The sequence below is a fragment of the Streptomyces sp. NPDC104307 genome (assembly GCF_055584045.1).
This window is the reverse complement of the sequence record NZ_JBVJMU010000010.1, coordinates 229033-248513: the sequence shown is the minus strand read 5'-3', so window position 1 is coordinate 248513 and position 19481 is coordinate 229033. Positions and strand designations below refer to the sequence as shown.

Sequence of the window (19481 nt, the reverse complement as noted above, 5' to 3'; positions counted from 1 at the left end):
CGGGCCATGGTGCCGAAGGCCAAGATCCTCCTGGTCGATGACCGGCCGGAGAATCTGCTGGCGCTGGAGGCCATCCTCTCTGCGCTCGATCAGACACTGGTGCGGGCATCGTCAGGGGAGGAAGCGCTCAAAGCGCTGCTCACGGACGACTTTGCGGTCATTCTGCTGGATGTGCAGATGCCGGGCATGGACGGTTTCGAAACCGCCGCGCACATCAAGCGGCGGGAACGGACCCGGGACATCCCGATCATCTTCCTCACCGCGATCAATCACGGTCCGCATCACACCTTCCGGGGTTATGCGGCCGGCGCGGTGGACTACATCTCGAAGCCGTTCGACCCGTGGGTGCTGCGGGCGAAGGTCTCGGTCTTCGTCGAGCTGTACATGAAGAACTGCCAGCTCCGCGAGCAGGCCGCGCTGCTGCGGCTCCAGCTCGAAGGCGGCGTGCCCGCGGGTGCGAACCACGAGAAGGAGCCCGCCGGCCTGCTGGCCGAACTCTCCGCACGGCTCGCGGCCGTCGAGGAGCAGGCCGAGGCGCTGTCCAAGCAGCTCGACGACGAGTCGGCGGACGCCGGAGCGGTGGCCACCGCCGCCCATCTCGAACGGAAGCTGACCGGGCTGCGCCGGGCGCTGGACGCCCTGGAGCCCGGCACCAACGGCGGACCTGCCCCGCTCACCTCGTAACGCGTCGGGCCGCGGCCCGTACCGTCCTTTCCCGCCAGGCGCCTTCGGGCTCCGGCTGCGACAAGTGCCCGGCGGGGCGGGCCGGTCGGTGGCCCATCTGAGGTGCACAGCGGGTGAGGGCGCGTCAGTTCGCGTCCTCCGCAGGACGACACGGTCGGGTGAACGGGCCCGCGCACGTGTTCACCACCGCGGACAACGGTAACCTCGGCCCATGGCCTCACGTACGTCCGGCAAGGGTTCCCAGGGCACGGCGGGCACCGCGAAGCGCGTCGGCGGTGGCCCGGGTCCGGCGAAGAAAGCCGCGCCCGCTAAGAAGGCGGCCGCCAAGAAGAGCGTGCCCCCGAAGAAGGCTCCCGCGAAGAAGGCGGTGGCCAAGAAGGCGGCCGCGCCCAGACCGGCGCCCTCACCCACCGGCGGTGTGTACCGCCTGGTGCGCGCGGTCTGGCTCGGTGCGGCCCACGCCATCGGCGCGATGTTCCGCGGCATAGGGCGCGGCGCCAAGGGGCTCGACCCCGCGCACCGCAAGGACGGTGTCGCGCTGCTGCTCCTCGGCCTCGCGCTGATCGTCGCCGCGGGCACCTGGTCGAATCTGCGCGGTCCCGTCGGTGATCTCGTCGAGATGCTCGTCACCGGCGCCTTCGGCCGGCTCGACCTGCTGGTGCCGATACTGCTGGGCGCCATCGCCGTGCGGCTGATCCTCTACCCGGAGAAGCCCGAGGCCAACGGCCGGATCGTCATCGGACTGTCCGCACTCGTCATCGGGGTGCTCGGCCAGGTCCACATCGCCTGCGGATCACCCGGGCGCGAGGACGGCACGGAGGCCATGCAGGACGCGGGCGGGCTGATCGGCTGGGCCGCGTCCAAACCGCTGATCTTCACCATGGGCGAGGTGCTCGCCGTTCCGCTGCTCCTGCTGCTCACCGTCTTCGGCCTGCTGGTGGTCACGGCGACCCCGGTGAACGCCATCCCGCAGCGGCTGCGGCTGCTCGGCGTCCGGCTCGGGATCGTCGAGCCCTTGCACGACCCGGAGGCGGAGGACGGGAGCGACGACGAGCGGTACGACGAGCAGTGGCGCGAGGCGCTGCCCGCCCGCTCCCGGCGCCCCTCCCGGCGTTCGGAGGCGCCCGAGGCGTCCGAGGAGGTGTACGACACCGACCGGGTCGAGGCCGAGGCACTCGCCAAGCGCCGCGGCCGGCCGCGCAGGCCCTCCGTACAGCCCGCGATGAACCGCACCATGGACGCGGTGGACGTAGCGGCCGCCGCTGCCGCCGCGCTCGACGGCGCCGTGCTCAACGGCATGCCGCCCTCGCCCGTCGTCGCCGACCTCACCCAGGGCGTCTCCGTGGACCGTGAGCGCGCCGGCACCCCGGTACCCGGTGCCAGGGAGGCGGAGCCCGCCCGGCGGCCCGGCGAAAAGAGGCCCGGCGAGAAGGCGTCCTCGCCCTCCGGCGGCGTACCCGACCTGACCAAGCCGGTGCCCGAGCGCTCGGAGCCGCAGGTGCTGCCGGCCCGCGCCGAGCAGCTCCAGCTCTCCGGCGACATCACGTACTCGCTGCCCTCGCTCGACCTGCTGGAGCGCGGCGGCCCCGGCAAGACCCGCAGCGCCGCCAACGACGCGATCGTCGCGTCACTGACCAACGTCTTCACCGAGTTCAAGGTCGACGCGGCCGTCACCGGCTTCACCCGCGGGCCGACGGTGACGCGGTACGAGGTGGAGCTCGGCCCGGCCGTGAAGGTCGAGCGGATCACGGCGCTAGCCAAGAACATCGCGTACGCCGTCGCCAGCCCCGACGTCCGGATCATCTCCCCGATTCCGGGGAAGTCGGCTGTCGGCATCGAGATCCCCAACAGCGACCGCGAGATGGTCAACCTCGGAGACGTACTCCGCCTCGCGGACGCGGCCGAGGACGACCACCCCATGCTCGTCGCACTCGGCAAGAACGTCGAGGGCGGCTACGAGATGGCCAACCTGGCGAAGATGCCGCACGTCCTGGTGGCCGGTGCGACCGGTTCCGGAAAGTCCTCCTGCATCAACTGCCTGATCACCTCGGTGATGATAAGGGCGACCCCGGAGGACGTCCGTATGGTGCTGGTCGACCCGAAGCGCGTCGAGCTGACCGCGTACGAGGGCATTCCGCACCTGATCACGCCGATCATCACCAACCCGAAGAAGGCCGCGGAGGCCCTTCAGTGGGTCGTCCGCGAGATGGATCTGCGCTACGACGACCTCGCCGCGTTCGGGTACCGGCACATCGACGACTTCAACCACGCGGTGCGCACCGGAAAGCTCAAGACTCCCGAGGGCAGCGAACGGGAGCTGTCGCCGTACCCGTATCTGCTGGTGATCGTCGACGAGCTGGCCGACCTGATGATGGTCGCCCCGCGCGATGTCGAGGACTCGATCGTCCGCATCACCCAGCTGGCCCGCGCCGCCGGCATCCATCTGGTGCTCGCCACCCAGCGGCCTTCGGTGGACGTCGTCACCGGTCTGATCAAGGCGAACGTGCCTTCCCGGCTCGCCTTCGCGACCTCGTCGCTGGCCGACAGCCGGGTCATCCTCGACCAGCCCGGAGCCGAGAAGCTCATCGGAAAGGGTGACGGACTGTTCCTGCCGATGGGGGCGAACAAGCCGACCCGTATGCAGGGCGCCTTCGTCACGGAGGACGAGGTCGCCGCCGTGGTCCAGCACTGCAAGGACCAGATGGCCCCGGTGTTCCGCGAGGACGTGGTGGTCGGTACGAAGCAGAAGAAGGAGATCGACGAGGACATCGGCGACGACCTCGATCTGCTCTGCCAGGCCGCCGAACTGGTCGTCTCCACCCAGTTCGGCTCCACCTCGATGCTCCAGCGCAAGCTGCGGGTGGGCTTCGCCAAGGCCGGCCGGCTGATGGACCTCATGGAGTCCCGGAACATCGTCGGACCCAGCGAGGGATCCAAGGCGCGCGACGTCATGGTGAAGCCGGACGAGCTCGACGGGGTGTTGGCGCTGATTCGCGGGGAAACCGGTGCGTGAGGGTTTTGGTTCGTGAGGGTTTTGCGGGCAACCGTTTCGCCGGGTCGTACGTCAAGTTGAAGGGAGGGACAGCAGAATGTCCTTCCGAGGGGCTGTCCGGCGCATCAGAGTCCGTTCGAATCTGATGGCGTACAAAGTGCTCCCTCCCGGTTGCCCCACCCTTTCATACCCCCCCTAGACTGAACATCCAGCAGGTGGCTCACGCTCGAAAGGCGCCCCCGTGTCCATCGGCAACTCCCCCGAAGACGACCGGCCTTCGATCGGTCGAGTGCTCCAGCAGGCTCGCATCGCCGCAGGTCTCACGGTCGAAGAGGTCAGCACGTCCACCCGGGTGCGCATCCCCATCGTGCACGCGATCGAGGACGACGACTTCTCCCGCTGCGGCGGTGACGTGTACGCGCGCGGCCACATCCGTTCGCTGGCACGTGCCGCCGCCATCGATCCCGAACCGCTGGTCTCGCAGTACGACGGCGAGCACGGCGGCCGTCCCTCGCCCACCCCGGCGGCTCCGCTGTTCGAAGCCGAGCGGATCCGTTCCGAACCCCGGCGGCCCAATTGGACCGCGGCCATGGTCGCGGCCATCGTCGCCGTGGTGGGTTTCGTCGGCTTCACCTTCTTCAAGGGTGGTGACGAGCCCTCGACCGCCGGCCGGGTCGCCGAGGGCCCGACGTCCGACAAGATCACCCCCAAGCCGGCGAGCAGCAAGCCCGCCGACCCCAAGCCGGCCCCCTCCGACAGCGCCATTGCCGCGGCGCCGCAGGACAAGGTGACGGTCAAGCTCAGCGCCAGTCAGGGCAAGAGCTGGATCTCCGCCAAGGACCACAACGGCCGGCTGCTCTTCGACGGGCTGCTCCAGCAGGGCCAGTCCAAGACGTTCCAGGACAAGGAGCGGGTCGACCTCGTCCTCGGTGACGCCGGTTCTGTCGAGCTCTTCGTCAACGGCAAGAAGGTCGAGGACCAGTTCCAGCCCGGTCAGGTCGAGCGGCTCTCGTACACCAAGGGTGACCCCGAGGTCGGCTGACCCGTACTCCACGGCTCACGCACAGCGGCGAGCGCCCGGCCACCCCGCGGGGCGCTCGCCGCTTTGTCACTCCCTGTGACCGAGGAACCTGCACGCGGGGGCCAGTGCCGGGACAAAGTAGTCTTGAGCCCATGCCCGAACGCCGTACCGTCGCCCTTGTCACTCTTGGCTGCGCCCGTAACGAGGTGGACTCGGAGGAGCTCGCAGGCCGCTTGGCAGCGGACGGCTGGGAGCTCGTCGAGGATGCCTCCGATGCCGATGTCGCCGTGGTCAACACCTGTGGATTCGTCGAGGCCGCCAAGAAGGACTCCGTCGATGCCCTGCTCGAAGCCAATGATCTGAAGGACCACGGCCGCACCCAGGCCGTCGTCGCCGTCGGCTGTATGGCCGAGCGCTACGGCAAGGACCTCGCGGAGGCCCTGCCGGAAGCGGACGGAGTCCTCGGATTCGACGACTACGCAGACATCTCGGACCGCCTCCAGACCATCCTCAACGGTGGCATCCACGCCTCCCACACCCCCCGCGACCGCCGCAAGCTCCTGCCGATCAGCCCGGCCGAGCGCCAGGACGCCGTGGTCGCCCTGCCCGGCCACGCCCAGGAGGTAGCACCGGCCCCCGCCGACCTCCCGGAGGGCGTCGCCCCGGTCTCCGGACCCCGGGCACCCCTGCGCCGCAGGCTCGGCACCAGCCCGGTCGCCTCGGTGAAGCTGGCCTCCGGCTGCGACCGCCGGTGCTCCTTCTGCGCCATCCCGTCCTTCCGCGGCTCCTTCATCTCGCGCCGCCCCTCGGACGTCCTGGGCGAGACCAGGTGGCTGGCCGAGCAGGGCGTGAAGGAGGTCATGCTGGTCTCCGAGAACAACACCTCGTACGGCAAGGACCTCGGCGACATCCGGCTGCTGGAGACGCTGCTGCCGGAGCTCGCGGACGTCGACGGGATCGAGCGCATCCGGGTCAGCTATCTGCAGCCCGCCGAGATGCGGCCCGGCCTCATCGACGTACTGACCTCGACGCCGAAGGTCGCACCCTACTTCGACCTCTCCTTCCAGCACTCGGCCCCCGGCGTACTGCGGGCGATGCGCAGGTTCGGTGACACCGACAGCTTCCTCGGACTTCTGGACACCATCCGGAGCAAGGCGCCGCACGCCGGTGCGCGCTCCAACTTCATCGTGGGCTTCCCCGGCGAGACCGAGGCGGACCTGGCGGAGCTGGAACGGTTCCTCACCGGTGCGCGCCTCGACGCCATCGGCGTCTTCGGCTACTCCGACGAGGACGGCACGGAGGCGGTCGGCTACGGCAACAAGCTGGACGCCGACACCATCGCGGAACGGCTCGCGCACATCTCGCAGCTGGCCGAGGAGCTGACCTCCCAGCGGGCCGAGGAACGCGTCGGGGAGACGCTCCAGGTGCTCGTGGAATCGGTCGAGGCGACCGAGGACGAGCCGCGCGCCGTGGGCCGCGCGGCGCACCAGGCCCCAGAAACGGACGGCCAGGTGCTCTTCACGGCACGCGAGGGACTCGTCCCGGGCCGTATGGTCGAGGCAAAGGCAGTGGGCACCGAGGGCGTCGACCTGGTGGCGGAATGCCGTGAGCTTGCGGAGGTGGCCAGATGACCGGAGCGCCGGCATCCGCGACAGGGGGCTCCGGCGCTACGCCGGTCCGCGGCGGGAAGCTGGGCACTGCGGCCGTCAATCAGGCGAGCCTGTGGAACATCGCCAATCTCCTCACCATGGCGCGGCTGGTGCTGGTCCCCGGCTTCGTCATGCTGCTGCTCCACAACGGCGGATACGACCCGGCCTGGCGCTCCTTCGCCTGGGCGGCCTTCGCCGTCGCGATGATCACCGACCTGTTCGACGGACATCTGGCGCGTACGTACAACCTGGTCACCGACTTCGGGAAGATCGCCGACCCGATCGCGGACAAGGCGATCATGGGCGCCGCGCTGATCTGTCTGTCGTACCTGGGCGATCTGCCCTGGTGGGTCACGGGCGTGATCCTCTTCCGGGAGCTCGGCATCACCGTGCTGCGGTTCTGGGTGATCCGCCACGGGGTCATTCCGGCCAGCCGCGGCGGGAAGATGAAGACGCTCGCGCAGGGAACGGCGGTCGGGATGTACGTCCTGGCGCTGACCGGACCGCTGGCGACGCTGCGGTTCTGGGTGATGGCGGTGGCCGTCGTGCTGACGGTCGTCACCGGTCTGGACTATGTGCGCCAGGCCGTCGTGCTGCGTCGCCAGGGGCTCGCGGCGGAGCGCTCCGCCGCGGCACAGGAGGCCGTCGAGGCGGCTGCGGAGGCGCCCAGGGGCAGCGAGGGCGCGGAGCAGGTCTCCGGGGCCTCGGACCGGGTCTCCGGGGCCTCAGGGGCCCGTGGTGCGGCGGAGGCCGAGCGGTGACAGCCGCGGCCCGGGTGCTGCGACTGCTCGTCGAGCGGGGCGAGACGCTGGCTGTGGCGGAGTCGCTGACCGGCGGACTGGTCGCGGCGGAGTTGACGTCCGTACCCGGTGCCTCGCGGTCTTTCCGCGGGTCCGTGACGGCCTACGCGACCCCCCTCAAGAGTGAAGTCCTGGGTGTGGATCCAGCCCTTCTCGCGTCACGCGGTGCGGTGGACGCCGAAGTGGCCCGCCAGATGGCGGCGGGAGTACGCCGGGTACTGGGCGCGGACTGGGGCCTGGCCACCACCGGAGTAGCGGGTCCCGAGCCGCAGGACGGCCGGCCGGTGGGAACGGTCTTCGTCGCAGCCTGCGGGCCTGACGGCGAGGCGAAAGTGGCCACACTGAGGTTGAACGGCGGACGAGCGGACATCCGTAATGAGAGCGTACGGAGCGTGCTCGATCTGCTCTCCGGCGAACTCGGCGAGTACGCGAGCGCACAGGATACGGAACAGATCGGGGGGAATTGATGTTTGCAGCCCTGAGTGAACACGACATCGCTCCCCGCACGGCCGCGGCGCTAGGCGGTACGGTGGGGCGTGAAGGATGCGGCTACGCGGTCCGAGGAGGGAGCCACCGATGATTCTGCTCCGTCGCCTGCTTGGTGACGTGCTGCGTCGGCAGCGCCAGCGCCAAGGCCGTACTCTGCGCGAAGTCTCCTCGTCCGCCCGAGTTTCGCTCGGCTATCTCTCCGAGGTGGAGCGGGGGCAGAAGGAGGCATCCTCCGAACTGCTCTCCGCCATTTGCGACGCGCTTGACGTACGGATGTCCGAGCTCATGCGTGAAGTGAGCGATGATCTGTCGCTGGCTGAACTGGCCGAGTCGGCAGCAGCCGGCGATCCGGTACCCGTACCGGTGCGCCCCAGGCTCAATTCCGTCTCTGTTTCGTCGGTGGCGGGTGTACCGACGGGACGGGTGACCATCAAGGCGCCTGCGGAAGCGGTGGATGTCGTCGCCGCCTGACCCGTTCGGTTCGGTGTGAAGCCGGAGCCCCGGTCCTCCCCTCAGCGGGCGGGCCGGGGTTTCTGTGTGTTGTCCGCTTCTGTGTGTGGTCCGCGCGATGCCGGGCAGGCGCTCTCTGTGAGACCGGGGAACGATCTCGTCCAGAGATTCCCTCGAATGACCGTTTCGCTTCGTTTGTGCCATCGTGGATGGTGCTGAACGGAACGGATACAGATCGGAGACGTGCATGTCTGTGGTGAAGAGCCCGCTGTCCGAGGCCGACCTCAAGTCTGTCGGCGGTGCGCTCCAGGGCGCCCTGGTGGACCTCGTCGACCTCTCCCTGGTCGCCAAGCAGGTCCACTGGAACGTGGTGGGGCCGCGCTTCAGGTCTGTGCACCTTCAGCTCGACGAGGTCGTGGACACCGCCCGCCAGCACTCCGACACGGTTGCCGAACGGGCCTCCGCGCTCGGCGTCAATCCGGACGGGCGGTCGGGAACGATTGCCCGGACCACGGCCATCGACTCCGTCCCCGAGGGCTGGGTCAAGGACGTGGACGCGGTACGCACGCTGGTCGACGCCCTCGGCGTGGTCATCGGCCGGATGCGGGAGCGGATCGAGCTGACCGGCGACCCCGACCCGGTCAGCCAGGACATCCTGATCACGCTGACCGCTGATCTCGAAAAGCACGCGTGGATGTTCCAGGCCGAGAGCGCCTGAGCCCACGCCCTCCATTCCCCTTCCATTCGAGGAGCAGCCATGACGGACGAAGGCACGAAGGACAAGATCACCGGCAAGGCCAAGGAGGCCATGGGCAAGATGACCGGTGACCGCCGCAAGGAGACCGAGGGCAAGACGGACCAGGCGAAGGGCAAGGCCAAGGGCGCCATGGGCGATGCCAAGGGGCACGCCGAGGGCGTCAAGGACTCGCTGACCGGCGACGACAAGAGCTGAGCCGCGAGGCCTCGGACCCGAGGTGTGAAGCCCGGGATCCGGGGTGTGAGACCTGAGGTCTGTGCCTGAGGTCCAGGAGACCTCAGGGAATGTGCTTGTTCCTGGACGCGGAGCCCCCACCGGAGACGGTGGGGGCTCCGCTCTGGATGCGGCCCCGGCGGAGCCGGGTGAGACTGCGAGGGTGTGCGCCTGCGCCGTGCGCGCCGGTACTGCACCGGTGCGCTCTCCCACTGGGTGATCAGGCCGGACATATTGCCGGGAGGTACTGGGTTCGGCCTGAGGAGGCAGCCATGGTACGGCGATGGGTGCCGGCGCTCGCGCTCGGCGGTGTGTGGTGGTGGGCCGTGCTGCGGCTGGTGCTGGAGCCGACGCACACCGGAGTGGTCGAGGGAGCGGTGGCGGCGGGCGGCTGGGGGCTGAGCCTCCTGCCGGTGCATGTGGCGGCGACCGCCCGGCCGACCGGGATATTCGACGCGGGTACCGGCCTGCTGCGGCGGTGCGCCGCGGGGGCGCGGTCCTGGTGGGCCGGTGCGGCGGCTACCAGGGCATGGCGACGCCGCCGTTCGGGCGAAGGATCTGACCCGTCGTGAAGGCCGACGCGTCGGACGCCAGATGCAGCACCGTGTGCGCCACGTCCATGGGTTCCCCGACCCTGCCCAGCGGCGAGATCCGCGCCATGGTGGCCTCCGCCCGGTGCTGCTGCTCCGCGTCGTGGCGGGCGGTCATGGGGGTGCGGACCCACCCCGGCGCGACGGCGTTGACCCGAATGGAGTGCGGCCCCAGTTCGGTCGCCAGGGTCTTGGTCAGCTGGACCACCGCCGCTTTGGCCGTGCTGTAGCAGAGCAGTCCGGGGCTCGCGGCGTCGACCGCACCCGAGGCCATGGTGATCAGGGAGCCGGGGGCCTCGCGGGCGAGCATCGTGCGGGCCACTTCCTGGCAGGCGTACAGCACGCCCTTGAAGTTGACCGAGAGCACGCGGTCGAGGTCCTCGTCGGAGGTCTCCAGAACGCTGCTGGTGTGCATGATCCCGGCGACGGCGGCCAGGATGTCGAGATCTCCGGCGGCCGCGACGGCGGCCCGGACCTGATCGCGGTCCGTGACATCCAGCGGGTGCGTGTGGGCTTCGCCACCCGCCGCGGTGATCAGTTCCAGGGTCTCCCGGAGGCCGTTGGCGTCGAGATCCGCGCAGTGGACGGTGGCGCCCGCCTCCGAGAGCAGGACGGCGCAGGCGCGGCCGATGCCGCCCGCCGCGCCGGTGACGAACGCGGATCGGCCGGTGAGGTCGTACGCGGCAAGGGACATGACCGGACCGTACGACCGGATCTGACGGCCCGTCAACTAGGGGGTGGGGCCGGACTGGCAGCGCGGGCACCAGTAGGCGGGCCTGGCGTCCTGCTCCGCCGCGCGGATCGGTGTCCCGCAGCGCAGACAGGGGCGGTGGGTTCTGCCGTAGACCCAGAGGTTCTCGCTCGGGCGGCGGGCGCGGAGCGGCTGACCGGTGGCGGTGCGGGGGTACGTGCCGGGGGTTGCCCCGGGGCGCGCGCCGGTGGTGGTGATACGGACCGGGCGGTCGCGGTTGGCTTCGAGGAGCTGGTGGGCGGTGCTCACCAGAAGGGGGGCCGTGGCGGCGGGCAGATCACCGATGGGGAGCCACGGGGTGGCACGGGCCAGGAAGCACAGCTCGGCCTTGTAGATGTTGCCGATGCCGGCCAGGTTGCGCTGGTCCAGGAGCGCCTCACCGAGCGGGCGGGCCGGGTCGGCGAGCAGATTGCGCAGCGCCTGGTCGGCGTCCCAGTCGGGTCCCAGGAGGTCGGGGCCGAGATGGCCCACCGCCTTCTCCTCGTCCGAGGTGCGCAGGAGCTCCAGGACCGGGAGGCGGTATCCGACGGCAGTGTGCGCGGTGTTGGCGAGAATGGCGCGGATCTGGTGTGCGGGGCCGCCGCGCCAGCGCTCCTCGTGGCCGTAGATCCGCCAGGCGCCGTCCATCCGCAGATGGCTGTGGAGGGTCAGGTCGCCCTCGAAGCGGGTCAGCAGGTGCTTGCCGCGCGCGATGGCGTCGAGCACGGTCCGGCCGGTGAGGTCGGCGGTGGCGAAGCGGGGGACGCGGAGGTCGGACCGCGTGACGACCTGGCCTGCGAGCGCCTGGTGCAGACGCCTGGCGGTCTGCAGGACGGTGTCTCCTTCTGGCATGCCTCCATGATGCGGGGCGCGGGCGGGTGGTGTGGGGGATGCGTGGTGCGCGGGCGGCGTACGAGCGCGTACGCGTGCGCGGGCGGGGTACGAGCGCGTGCGCGTGCGCGGGCGGGGTACGAGCGCGTGCGCGGGCGGGGTGATTCGGCTATGCGTTCAAACACGCACGATCTCCCGAGCGCGTACGCGTACACGGGCGGGGTACGAGCGTGCGCGCGCCGGGTCAGGCGCGGAGGCGGAGGCCTCTGGGGGTGGCGAGGAAGCCGGCCGCCTCCAGCGTGCGGCCCAGCGGTGAGGTCAGCGCCGAGACGCCGTTGGTGCGCTCCACCGTCACCGTGCCGAGGGCGCCGGCACGGGCTGCCGCGGCCAGTGCGGCGGCGGCAGCTCGCAGCGCCGGGTCCTCCGGATCGGTCGGCCAGGCCAGCAGCGTCTTCCCGCCGCGCTCCATGTACAGCGCCAGCTCGCCGTCGACCAGGACCACCAGGGAGCCGGCCTTGCGGCCGGGCTTGTGCCCGGCCCCGTCCGGCGGTTCCGGCCAGGGCAGCGCCGCTCCGTAGGCGTTGGCCGGGTCGGCCGCCGCGAGGACCAGGGCGGTGGGGGCCAGGCCCGGCTCTCTGCGGTCGCGGGCGGTGGAGGCCGCGCGGAGCCGGTCCACCGCGCCGTCCATCGCGAACTGTGCGGCCCCCAGCCCCTCCACGACATAGCCGCGACGGGCCTGCCCGTTGTCCTCGAAGGCCGCCAGCACGCGGTACGCGGCGGAGAACCCGCCCTCGACGCCCTCGGCCTGGACCGCGCCGCGCGTCACCACACCGTGCCGGTCCAGCAGGGTGCGGGCCAGCGCGTGGGCCCGGTGCGTGGGTTCGGGTTCGGTGGCGGGCAGCAGGGACCAGCGGCCGGAGACCGTGGGCGGACCGGTGCGCGAGGCCGGACGGGCGGCGGCCGTCAGTGAGCCGTAACGGCCGCGCGGGACGTTCCGTCTGGAGCGGTGCGCGGTCGATCCGGCGGTGCGGCCCGAGCCCAGGAGGGAGCGCAGTGGTGCGAGCGTGTCGTTGGTGAGCCGGCCCGACCAGGTGAGGTCCCAGACGGCGTCCGCCAGCTGCGGATCGGTGCAGTCCGGGTGTGTGGTGGCCCGGACCTGGTCGGCGATCTGGCGGAAGAAGAGCCCGTATCCGCCGGTGAGGGCGGTGAGTACGGATTCGTGCAGCGCGCTGAGTTCGAGCGGGCGCGGGGGAGCCAGTAGCAGGGGCGCGCTGTCGGCCAGGTAGAGGGAGAGCCAGCCGTCCTTGCCGGGGAGTGCGCCCGCGCCGGCCCACACGACCTCGCCGGTGGTGGTGAGTTCGTCCAGGAGCGCGGGGGAGTAGCCGGTGACGCGGCCGGGCAGGACCAGCTTCTCCAGGGCAGACGCGGGGACCGGAGCGCCCTGCAACTGCTCGATGGCGCGGGCCAGCCCGTCGATTCCGCGCAGGCTGTTGCTGCCGAGGTGCTGCCACTGGGGCAGGAAGCCCGCGAGGGCGGCGGGCGGGACCGGCTCCAGCTCATGGCGGAGGGCGGCGAGCGAGCGGCGGCGCAGCCGGCGCAGCACCGTGGCGTCGCACCACTCCTGGCCGATGCCGGCGGGATGGAACTCCCCCTGGACGATCCGTCCGGAGGCCGCGAGGCGTTGCAGCGCGCCGTCCGTGACCGCGGTGCCGAGGCCGAACCTGGCCGCCGCGGCGGTGGAGGTGAACGGGCCGTGCGTACGGGCGTAGCGGGCGAGGAGGTCACCGAGGGGGTCCTTCACCGGTTCGGTGAACGCCTCCGGGACGCCGACGGGGAGCGCCGTGCCCAGTGCGTCGCGCAGCCGGCCCGCGTCCTCGATCGCCGCCCAGTGCTCGTCACCGCCGATCCGGACCCGGATGGCCCGGCGGGCCGACGACAGCTCCTGCGCCCACGGAGCTTGCGCCCCGCGCTCGGTCAGCTCGGCGGTGGTGAGCGGTCCGAGGACCCGCAGCAGATCGGCGACGCCCTCGATGTCCTTGATCCTCCGGTCCTCCGCCAGCCACTGGAGCTCCCGCTCCAGTTCGGTCAGCACGTCCGCGTCGAGCAGCTCGCGCAGCTCCGCCTGGCCCAGCAGCTCGGCCAGCAGGTGGGAGTCGAGGGAGAGTGCGGCCGCCCGCCGCTCGGCGAGGGGTGAGTCGCCCTCGTACAGGAACTGGGCGACGTAGCCGAACAGCAGCGAGCGCGCGAACGGTGAGGGTTCCTGGGTCGTCACCTCGACCAGGCGGATCCGGCGGGCTTCCAGATCGCCCATCACTTCTGTGAGCCCGGGGACGTCGAAGACGTCCTGAAGGCATTCGCGGACCGCTTCGAGAACGATGGGGAACGAGCCGAATTCGGAGGCGACCTGGAGGAGCTGGGCGGCCCGCTGCCGCTGCTGCCACAGCGGGGTGCGCTTGCCGGGGCTGCGCCGGGGGAGCAGCAGGGCCCGCGCCGCGCACTCGCGGAACCTGGAGGCGAACAGGGCGGAACCGCCGACCTGGTCGGTGACGATCTGTCCGATCTCGCCCTGCTCGAAGGCGACATCGGCGGCGCCGACCGGGGGCTGCTCGCTGTCGTGGGGGGCGTTCGGCGGCGGGAGAGCCGCCCCGCCGCCGGATTCGGACGGCCGGTCCTGGTCCACCGGGTCGAAGTCCAGTAGATCCAGGCCCATCATGTCGGCGTCCGGCAGCCTGAGCACGATGCCGTCGTCGGCGTGCATGACCTGGGCGTCCATGCCGTACCGCTCGGCCAGGCGGGCGCCGAGCGCGAGCGCCCAGGGGGCGTGCACCTGGGCGCCGAACGGTGAGTGCACGACGACGCGCCAGTCGCCCAGCTCGTCGCGGAAACGCTCGACGAGGATCGTCCGGTCGTCCGGTACGTGGCCGCAGGCCCGGCGCTGCTCGTCGATGTACGACAGCACGTTGTCCACGGCCCAGGTGTCCAGGCCCGCGGCCAGCAGTCTTTTCCGCGCGGCCTCCGGGGACAGCCCGCCGAGCTCGCGGAGGAAGGCGCCGAGGGCTCGGCCCAGCTCCAGCGGGCGGCCCAGCTGGTCGCCCTTCCAGAACGGCAGCCGTCCGGGGACGCCGGGGGCGGGGGACACCAGGACCCGGTCGCGGGTGATGTCCTCGATCCGCCAGGACGTGGTGCCCAGCGTGAAGACGTCCCCCACCCGGGACTCGTAGACCATCTCCTCGTCCAGCTCGCCGACCCGGCCGCCGCCCTTCTTCGGGTCGGCGCCCGCCAGGAAGACCCCGAAGAGCCCTCGGTCGGGGATGGTGCCACCGGAGGTGACGGCGAGCCGCTGGGCGCCGGGGCGGCCCGTGACCGTGCCCGCGACGCGGTCCCAGACCACGCGCGGGCGCAGCTCCGCGAAGGCGTCGGATGGATAGCGGCCGGCCAGCATGTCGAGGACGGAGGTGAACGCCGACTCGGGAAGCGAGGCGAAGGGCGCTGCCCGGCGGGCCACGGCCAGCAGGTCGTCCACCTGCCAGCTGTCCAGGGCGACCATCGCGACCAGCTGCTGGGCCAGCACGTCCAGCGGATTGGACGGGACGCGCAGCGCCTCGATGGCCCCTTCCCGCATCCGCTCGGTGACCACCGCGGCCTGCACCAGGTCTCCGCGGTACTTCGGGAAGACGACGCCGGTGGAGACCGCACCCACCTGGTGTCCGGCCCGGCCCACCCGCTGCAGCCCGGAGGCGACCGACGGCGGTGACTCGACCTGGATCACCAGGTCGACCGCGCCCATGTCGATGCCCAGCTCCAGGCTCGATGTGGCGACCACGGCGGGCAGCCGGCCCGCCTTGAGGTCCTCCTCCACCTGGGCCCGCTGCTCCTTGGAGACCGATCCGTGGTGCGCACGGGCGAGCAGGGCGGGGGCGCCCTTCGCTCCACCCGACGCGGCCATGATCTCGGCGGGTGAGTGATCCTCCGGCATCGTCTCGCCGGTGGCCCGCTCGTACGCGATCTCATTGAGCCGGTTGCAGAGCCGCTCGGCCAGCCGGCGGGAGTTGGCGAACACGATGGTGGAGCGGTGCGCCTGGACGAGATCGGCGATCCGCTCCTCCACATGCGGCCAGATCGACGGCTTGTCCGCCTGGTCCGCGGTGTCCGGGCCGGTGGCGGGCGAGCCGCCGAGCTCGCCCAGATCCTCGACGGGTACGACGACCGAGAGATCGAACTGCTTGGTGGACGACGGCTGGACGATCTCCACCCTTCGCTGCGGGGAGAGGAACCGTGCCACTTCGTCGACCGGGCGGACCGTGGCGGACAGGCCGATCCGGCGGGCCGGCCGCGGCAGCAGCTCATCGAGACGCTCCAGGGACAGGGCGAGGTGCGCGCCGCGCTTGGTGCCCGCGACGGCGTGCACCTCGTCCAGGATCACCGTCTCGATCCCGGCCAGCGCCTCCCGGGCGGAGGAGGTCAGCATCAGGAACAGGGACTCGGGGGTGGTGATCAGGATGTCCGGCGGCCTGGTCGCCATCGACCGGCGCTCGGCGGGCGGGGTGTCGCCCGAGCGGATGCCCACCCGTACCTCGGGCTCGGGCAGTCCGAGGCGCACCGACTCCTGGCGGATGCCGGTGAGCGGGGAGCGCAGATTGCGTTCCACATCGACTGCGAGGGCCTTGAGCGGCGATACGTACAGCACCCGGCAGCGCTTCTTCGCCTCTGCGGGCGGCGGGACCGCCGTCAGCTGGTCCAGAGCGGCGAGGAAGGCCGCCAGGGTCTTGCCCGAACCGGTCGGTGCGACGACCAGTACGTCAGAGCCCTCACCGATCGCCCGCCAGGCACCCTCCTGCGCGGCCGTGGGCGCGCTGAAGGCCCCCGTGAACCAACTGCGGGTCGCGGCGGAGAACGAATCGAGTGCGGAGCCGGTCATGCTCCCCATCGTGCACCCAGCCACTGACAACCGCCGCGAGCTGCGAGAATCCGGGTATGGCGGGAGCTGCGGGACGGGGCGAGTGGGCGAGGCACTGGCAGTACGAGGAACTGCCGGAGCTCGACCTGCTGCGGGCCCGCTACGTCCGCCACACCTTCCCGCGTCACAGCCATGAGGGCTATGTCCTCGGCGCCGTCAGCCAGGGCATCGAGGACGTCGCCCTGCCCGGCGGCACCGTCCACGCGGGCCCCGGCTCCGTCGTGATGATCAATCCGGAGGTGCCGCACACCGCCAGGGCCGGTGTTCCCGAGGGCTGGGTGTACGCCACGCTCTACCCGTCCGCGCAGGTGATCAGCGACATCGCGGCGGATACGACGAGCCTGCGCGGCACGGTCGGCTTCGCGGAGACCCGCGTAAGCGATCCGCAAGCGGCCCGGCTGATCCGCGCGGTCCACCGGGCCGCGGAGGAGGGCAACGCGCTGGCGGCGGACAGCGTGCTGCGGGTCCTCGTCACGCATCTGCTCACCGAGCACGGCAGCGCCCTTCCCACGTTCGAGCCCCGGGCGGCGGGGGCGCGGGACGCGGAACGTGCCCGCGCCGTACTGGAGAGCAGGATGGCCGGGCCGCCCACCCTGGAGGCACTGGCCACCGAGCTGGGCACCAGCCCGTTCGCGCTGCTGAGAGCCTTCAAGAAGCAGTACGGAATGCCGCCGCACACCTGGCTCACCGACGCCCGGGTCCGCCGTGCCCGCCGGATGCTCGACGCGGGCACGCCACCGGCGGTGGCGGCAGCCGAGGTCGGCTTCACCGACCAGCCGCATCTCAACCGTCACTTCACCCGGATCGTGGGTGTGACACCGGGCGCCTACCAGCGTGAACGTGCAAGAACGTACAAGACCGATCCGGAACCGCCCCGGTAGCGTTCCGAACGTGGCAGAACAGACAACACCCCAACGAGTCGGTGAACCGGCCGACGCCGGTGCGATCGCCGACGGCAGTGTGATCACCGCCGGTACCAAACCGGACGCGGCCGTCGTTCGGGACGCGCTCGGCGTCGGCATCGCTGTCGGACTCTCCGGCTTCGCCTTCGGCGTCACCTCGGCCGGCTCCGGACTGAGCCTGCTGCAGACCTGCGCGCTCAGCCTCCTCGTCTTCACCGGCGCCTCCCAGTTCGCCCTGGTGGGCGCGCTCGCGGCGGGCGGCAACCCGTACACCGCGGCAGCCGGCGCCTTCTTCCTCGGAGTGCGCAACTCGTTCTACGGCCTGCGGCTGTCGCAGCTGCTCGCCCTCCCGCGCGCCGTGCGCCCCTTCGCCGCCCACTGGGTGATCGACGAGACGACGGCCGTGACCCTGCCCCAGCCCACCCGGCGCGCCGCCCGGATCGGCTTCACCGTCACCGGGCTCACGCTCTACGTGCTGTGGAACCTCACCACGCTGGTCGGCGCCCTGGGCGCCGAGGCGCTCGGTGACACCGATGCCTGGGGGCTGGACGCGGCCAGCCCCGCCGTCTTCCTCGCTCTGCTCGCGCCCATGCTGAAGACCACGACGGAGCGCGTCACCGCCGGGCTGGCGGTCGTCCTCGCCCTCGGTCTGCTGCCGCTGCTGCCCGCAGGGGTGCCCGTACTGGTCTCCGCGCTCGCGGCGCCCGTCGTCCTCTTTATGAAGGGACGCGACAAGGGCCCGTTCACGAAGGGACGCGGTGGGGGCCCAGCCGCTCGGAACGATCAGCACGCCCAGCCCGCCGGGAAGGCGCCGCACGCAGAGGGCGCGAAGGGCTCGCGCACGACCATGCCGGAGGACGGCCGATGAACGTCTGGATCGCCATCGCACTCACCGCCGTCGGCTGCTACCTGGCCAAGCTCCTCGGCCTCCTGGTGCCCGCCGGAGCCCTGGAGCGCCCCATCGTGCAGCGCCTCGCCGCGCTGCTGCCGGTGGCGCTTCTGGCCGCCCTGACCGCGCAGCAGACCTTCGGTGACGGACAGCACCTGGCGCTGGACGCCAGGGGCGCGGGTCTCGCCGCGGCAGCGCTCGCGCTCGTCCTGCGCGCGCCCTTCCTCGTGGTGGTGGGCGCTGCCGTGGCCGTCACCGCCGCGGTCCGCGCCCTCGGCTGACCATCCGCGCCCGGTGCCCGTGTCAGACCAGAACGCGCCCGTGCGCGCGCAACGTCTGCAACGCCCTGAGCGTCACCAGGGGCCGCCCCTCCAGGGCGGTCCCCGGCGCCCACTGCCGCCAGGTCACCGGCCAGCCGCCGTCCGCCTGCTGCCCGGCCGCCAGGTGGTCCAGCGACAGCCCCATCTCGGCATCGGTGAACCACCGGCGGGCGAGCGACTCGGGGGCACGGGCGTAGTCGTACGGGAAGTGCTGCTCGCCGGGTGCGTAACCGGCCGCCACCGGGTACTCCGCCCGCTGCTCCGGATCCAGCACGGCGAGCCGCTGCTCGCGTACCAGGCGCCCCAGGCGATCGGCCGCCGCCTCGGCCCGCGACCGGTCCGGGGCCCCGTCGAGAAAGGCGACGGCCGCCTCGATCTCGTACGGATGAGACACCTGGAGCGCGTCGACGGCCGCCCAGCAGAAGTCGGTGGCCCGGAACAGCCAGGCATGCCACACCGCGTTGCGGTGCAGCAGCCCGACCACGGGGCCGGTGGCCAGCAGCTCGGCCGGCGGGTCGTCGACGATCGGAATGAACGGTGCGGCCGGATAGCCGCGTTGCGAGGGGAGAAGGGCGGGCAGGGCCCCCTCCTTCGTGGACACGTCCGTAAGGAAGCGGCAGATCCGCTCCACCCGGATCCCGCCGCAGCGGCCGATGGAATCGAGGACGCTCAGCGCGTGGGCCGTGTGCAGCGGCTGGCTGACTGGTCCGCGCAGATCGGGTTCGAGCGCGTGACCGTACCCGCCGTCCTCATTGAGATGGGCGGCGAGCGCCGTTTCCACGGCATCGGCGCTTCCGTTCAGGAAGTGGTGGGCGAACCGCCGCTGTTCGAGGACACGGGCCGTGAGCCAGATGAACTGCTCGGCACGGTTGAGGGGACTTTCTCCGGTTCCAGCCATGGACCGACCGTAAGCCGGTGTGGGCTCCCGGCAAGGGCAGGCGGCCCGGCTGCACTCTCAGGAGCGGGATACTGATGGCATGCGGTTGACGATTTTCTGGGAACGGATGGCGGACCACTTCGGCGCGGGCTACGCCGACTCCTTCGCGCGCGACCATGTGATGGCCGAGCTGGGCGGCCGTACGGTCCATGAGGCACTGGCCGCCGGCTGGGAGGCCAAGGACGTCTGGCGCGGAGTCTGCACGGCGGTCGGCATCCCGGCGGACAAGCGCTGAGGCGCAGCTCGGAGCTCTGCCCCGGACGACGGTCG

Annotated in this window: 18 protein-coding genes; 14 read left to right on the top strand and 4 right to left on the bottom strand. The window is 71.5% G+C overall.

Going from position 1 to position 19481, the window contains the following annotated elements:
* Positions 1–6 precede the first annotated feature (6 nt).
* The 10 genes from ACZ601_RS24930 (at position 7) to ACZ601_RS24885 (ending at position 9627) form a co-directional block, all read left to right on the top strand.
* Positions 7–684 (top strand): response regulator, encoded by a 678-nt coding sequence (locus ACZ601_RS24930; protein WP_024494564.1) that lies wholly within the window; start codon positions 7–9, stop codon positions 682–684.
* A gap of 211 nt (positions 685–895) precedes the next feature.
* Complete coding sequence (locus tag ACZ601_RS24925) at positions 896–3697, top strand: DNA translocase FtsK (protein WP_469541631.1); 2802 nt, start codon at positions 896–898, stop codon at positions 3695–3697.
* A 220-nt stretch (positions 3698–3917) separates the two neighbouring features.
* Positions 3918–4718, top strand: a complete 801-nt coding sequence (locus ACZ601_RS24920; protein WP_469541628.1) for a helix-turn-helix domain-containing protein — start codon at positions 3918–3920, stop codon at positions 4716–4718.
* 131 nt (positions 4719–4849) lie between these two features.
* Positions 4850–6328 carry a 30S ribosomal protein S12 methylthiotransferase RimO gene (rimO, locus tag ACZ601_RS24915; RefSeq protein WP_469541625.1) on the top strand — a complete coding sequence of 493 codons (1479 nt, stop codon included), beginning with the start codon at positions 4850–4852 and terminating at the stop codon, positions 6326–6328.
* A complete protein-coding gene (gene pgsA, locus ACZ601_RS24910) occupies positions 6325–7107 on the top strand; it encodes a CDP-diacylglycerol--glycerol-3-phosphate 3-phosphatidyltransferase (RefSeq protein ID WP_469541621.1) in 783 nt (260 codons plus the stop codon). The genes rimO and pgsA overlap by 4 nt, the downstream gene beginning before the upstream one ends.
* Positions 7104–7613: a CinA family protein gene (locus ACZ601_RS24905; protein ID WP_390091872.1), complete on the top strand. Its 510-nt coding sequence runs from the start codon at positions 7104–7106 to the stop codon at positions 7611–7613. Before pgsA ends, ACZ601_RS24905 begins: the two co-directional genes overlap by 4 nt.
* A 109-nt stretch (positions 7614–7722) precedes the next feature.
* On the top strand, positions 7723–8106 hold the full coding sequence (locus ACZ601_RS24900; protein ID WP_024492760.1) for a helix-turn-helix domain-containing protein: 384 nt from the start codon (positions 7723–7725) through the stop codon (positions 8104–8106).
* 226 nt (positions 8107–8332) lie between these two features.
* On the top strand, positions 8333–8803 hold the full coding sequence (locus ACZ601_RS24895) for a Dps family protein (RefSeq protein ID WP_073737761.1): 471 nt from the start codon (positions 8333–8335) through the stop codon (positions 8801–8803).
* A 39-nt stretch (positions 8804–8842) separates the two neighbouring features.
* Positions 8843–9037, top strand: coding sequence for a CsbD family protein (locus ACZ601_RS24890; protein ID WP_440579007.1), 195 nt, complete (start codon positions 8843–8845; stop codon positions 9035–9037).
* A gap of 290 nt (positions 9038–9327) precedes the next feature.
* Positions 9328–9627, top strand: coding sequence for a hypothetical protein (locus ACZ601_RS24885; RefSeq protein ID WP_469541615.1), 300 nt, complete (start codon positions 9328–9330; stop codon positions 9625–9627).
* On the opposite strand, the gene ACZ601_RS24880 is transcribed toward ACZ601_RS24885, so the two are convergent.
* The 3 genes from ACZ601_RS24880 to ACZ601_RS24870 all read right to left on the bottom strand — a co-directional run bounded on the left by ACZ601_RS24880 (position 9575) and on the right by ACZ601_RS24870 (position 16124).
* Positions 9575–10339: an SDR family NAD(P)-dependent oxidoreductase gene (locus ACZ601_RS24880; RefSeq protein ID WP_469541612.1), complete on the bottom strand. Its 765-nt coding sequence runs from the start codon at positions 10337–10339 to the stop codon at positions 9575–9577. The two genes, ACZ601_RS24885 and ACZ601_RS24880, sit on opposite strands and share 53 nt — an antisense overlap.
* A gap of 36 nt (positions 10340–10375) precedes the next feature.
* A complete protein-coding gene (locus tag ACZ601_RS24875; RefSeq protein WP_469541609.1) occupies positions 10376–11227 on the bottom strand; it encodes a DNA-formamidopyrimidine glycosylase family protein in 852 nt (283 codons plus the stop codon).
* A 223-nt stretch (positions 11228–11450) separates the two neighbouring features.
* On the bottom strand, positions 11451–16124 hold the full coding sequence (locus ACZ601_RS24870) for an Lhr family ATP-dependent helicase (protein WP_469541606.1): 4674 nt from the start codon (positions 16122–16124) through the stop codon (positions 11451–11453).
* A 56-nt stretch (positions 16125–16180) separates the two neighbouring features.
* Here ACZ601_RS24870 and ACZ601_RS24865 point away from each other — a divergent pair, with 56 nt between their 5' ends.
* The 3 genes from ACZ601_RS24865 (at position 16181) to ACZ601_RS24855 (ending at position 18235) form a co-directional block, all read left to right on the top strand.
* On the top strand, positions 16181–17044 hold the full coding sequence (locus ACZ601_RS24865; RefSeq protein WP_469541603.1) for an AraC family transcriptional regulator: 864 nt from the start codon (positions 16181–16183) through the stop codon (positions 17042–17044).
* Between the two features lie 64 nt (positions 17045–17108).
* Positions 17109–17933, top strand: coding sequence for an AzlC family ABC transporter permease (locus tag ACZ601_RS24860; RefSeq protein WP_469541666.1), 825 nt, complete (start codon positions 17109–17111; stop codon positions 17931–17933).
* On the top strand, positions 17930–18235 hold the full coding sequence (locus ACZ601_RS24855; protein ID WP_073737754.1) for an AzlD domain-containing protein: 306 nt from the start codon (positions 17930–17932) through the stop codon (positions 18233–18235). Before ACZ601_RS24860 ends, ACZ601_RS24855 begins: the two co-directional genes overlap by 4 nt.
* A 22-nt stretch (positions 18236–18257) precedes the next feature.
* On the opposite strand, the gene ACZ601_RS24850 is transcribed toward ACZ601_RS24855, so the two are convergent.
* Positions 18258–19172, bottom strand: coding sequence for a hypothetical protein (locus ACZ601_RS24850; RefSeq protein WP_440577802.1), 915 nt, complete (start codon positions 19170–19172; stop codon positions 18258–18260).
* A 79-nt stretch (positions 19173–19251) separates the two neighbouring features.
* Between ACZ601_RS24850 and ACZ601_RS24845 the strand changes: the two genes are divergently transcribed.
* A complete protein-coding gene (locus tag ACZ601_RS24845; RefSeq protein ID WP_073737752.1) occupies positions 19252–19446 on the top strand; it encodes a DUF3046 domain-containing protein in 195 nt (64 codons plus the stop codon).
* The last annotated feature ends 35 nt before the right edge of the window (positions 19447–19481 follow it).

Bases quoted from the DNA above. Each gene is read 5' to 3' on its own strand.
- ACZ601_RS24845 (WP_073737752.1), top strand. From the start codon at position 19,252: ATGCGGTTGACGATTTTCTGGGAACGGATGGCGGACCACTTCGGCGCG.
- ACZ601_RS24870 (WP_469541606.1), bottom strand. From the start codon at position 16,124: ATGACCGGCTCCGCACTCGATTCGTTCTCCGCCGCGACCCGCAGTTGG.
- ACZ601_RS24895 (WP_073737761.1), top strand. From the start codon at position 8,333: ATGTCTGTGGTGAAGAGCCCGCTGTCCGAGGCCGACCTCAAGTCTGTC.
- ACZ601_RS24930 (WP_024494564.1), top strand. From the start codon at position 7: ATGGTGCCGAAGGCCAAGATCCTCCTGGTCGATGACCGGCCGGAGAAT.
- rimO (WP_469541625.1), top strand. From the start codon at position 4,850: ATGCCCGAACGCCGTACCGTCGCCCTTGTCACTCTTGGCTGCGCCCGT.
- ACZ601_RS24850 (WP_440577802.1), bottom strand. From the start codon at position 19,172: ATGGCTGGAACCGGAGAAAGTCCCCTCAACCGTGCCGAGCAGTTCATC.
- pgsA (WP_469541621.1), top strand. From the start codon at position 6,325: ATGACCGGAGCGCCGGCATCCGCGACAGGGGGCTCCGGCGCTACGCCG.
- ACZ601_RS24885 (WP_469541615.1), top strand. From the start codon at position 9,328: ATGGTACGGCGATGGGTGCCGGCGCTCGCGCTCGGCGGTGTGTGGTGG.
- ACZ601_RS24865 (WP_469541603.1), top strand. From the start codon at position 16,181: ATGGCGGGAGCTGCGGGACGGGGCGAGTGGGCGAGGCACTGGCAGTAC.
- ACZ601_RS24880 (WP_469541612.1), bottom strand. From the start codon at position 10,339: ATGTCCCTTGCCGCGTACGACCTCACCGGCCGATCCGCGTTCGTCACC.
- ACZ601_RS24890 (WP_440579007.1), top strand. From the start codon at position 8,843: ATGACGGACGAAGGCACGAAGGACAAGATCACCGGCAAGGCCAAGGAG.
- ACZ601_RS24925 (WP_469541631.1), top strand. From the start codon at position 896: ATGGCCTCACGTACGTCCGGCAAGGGTTCCCAGGGCACGGCGGGCACC.
- ACZ601_RS24900 (WP_024492760.1), top strand. From the start codon at position 7,723: ATGATTCTGCTCCGTCGCCTGCTTGGTGACGTGCTGCGTCGGCAGCGC.
- ACZ601_RS24875 (WP_469541609.1), bottom strand. From the start codon at position 11,227: ATGCCAGAAGGAGACACCGTCCTGCAGACCGCCAGGCGTCTGCACCAG.
- ACZ601_RS24855 (WP_073737754.1), top strand. From the start codon at position 17,930: ATGAACGTCTGGATCGCCATCGCACTCACCGCCGTCGGCTGCTACCTG.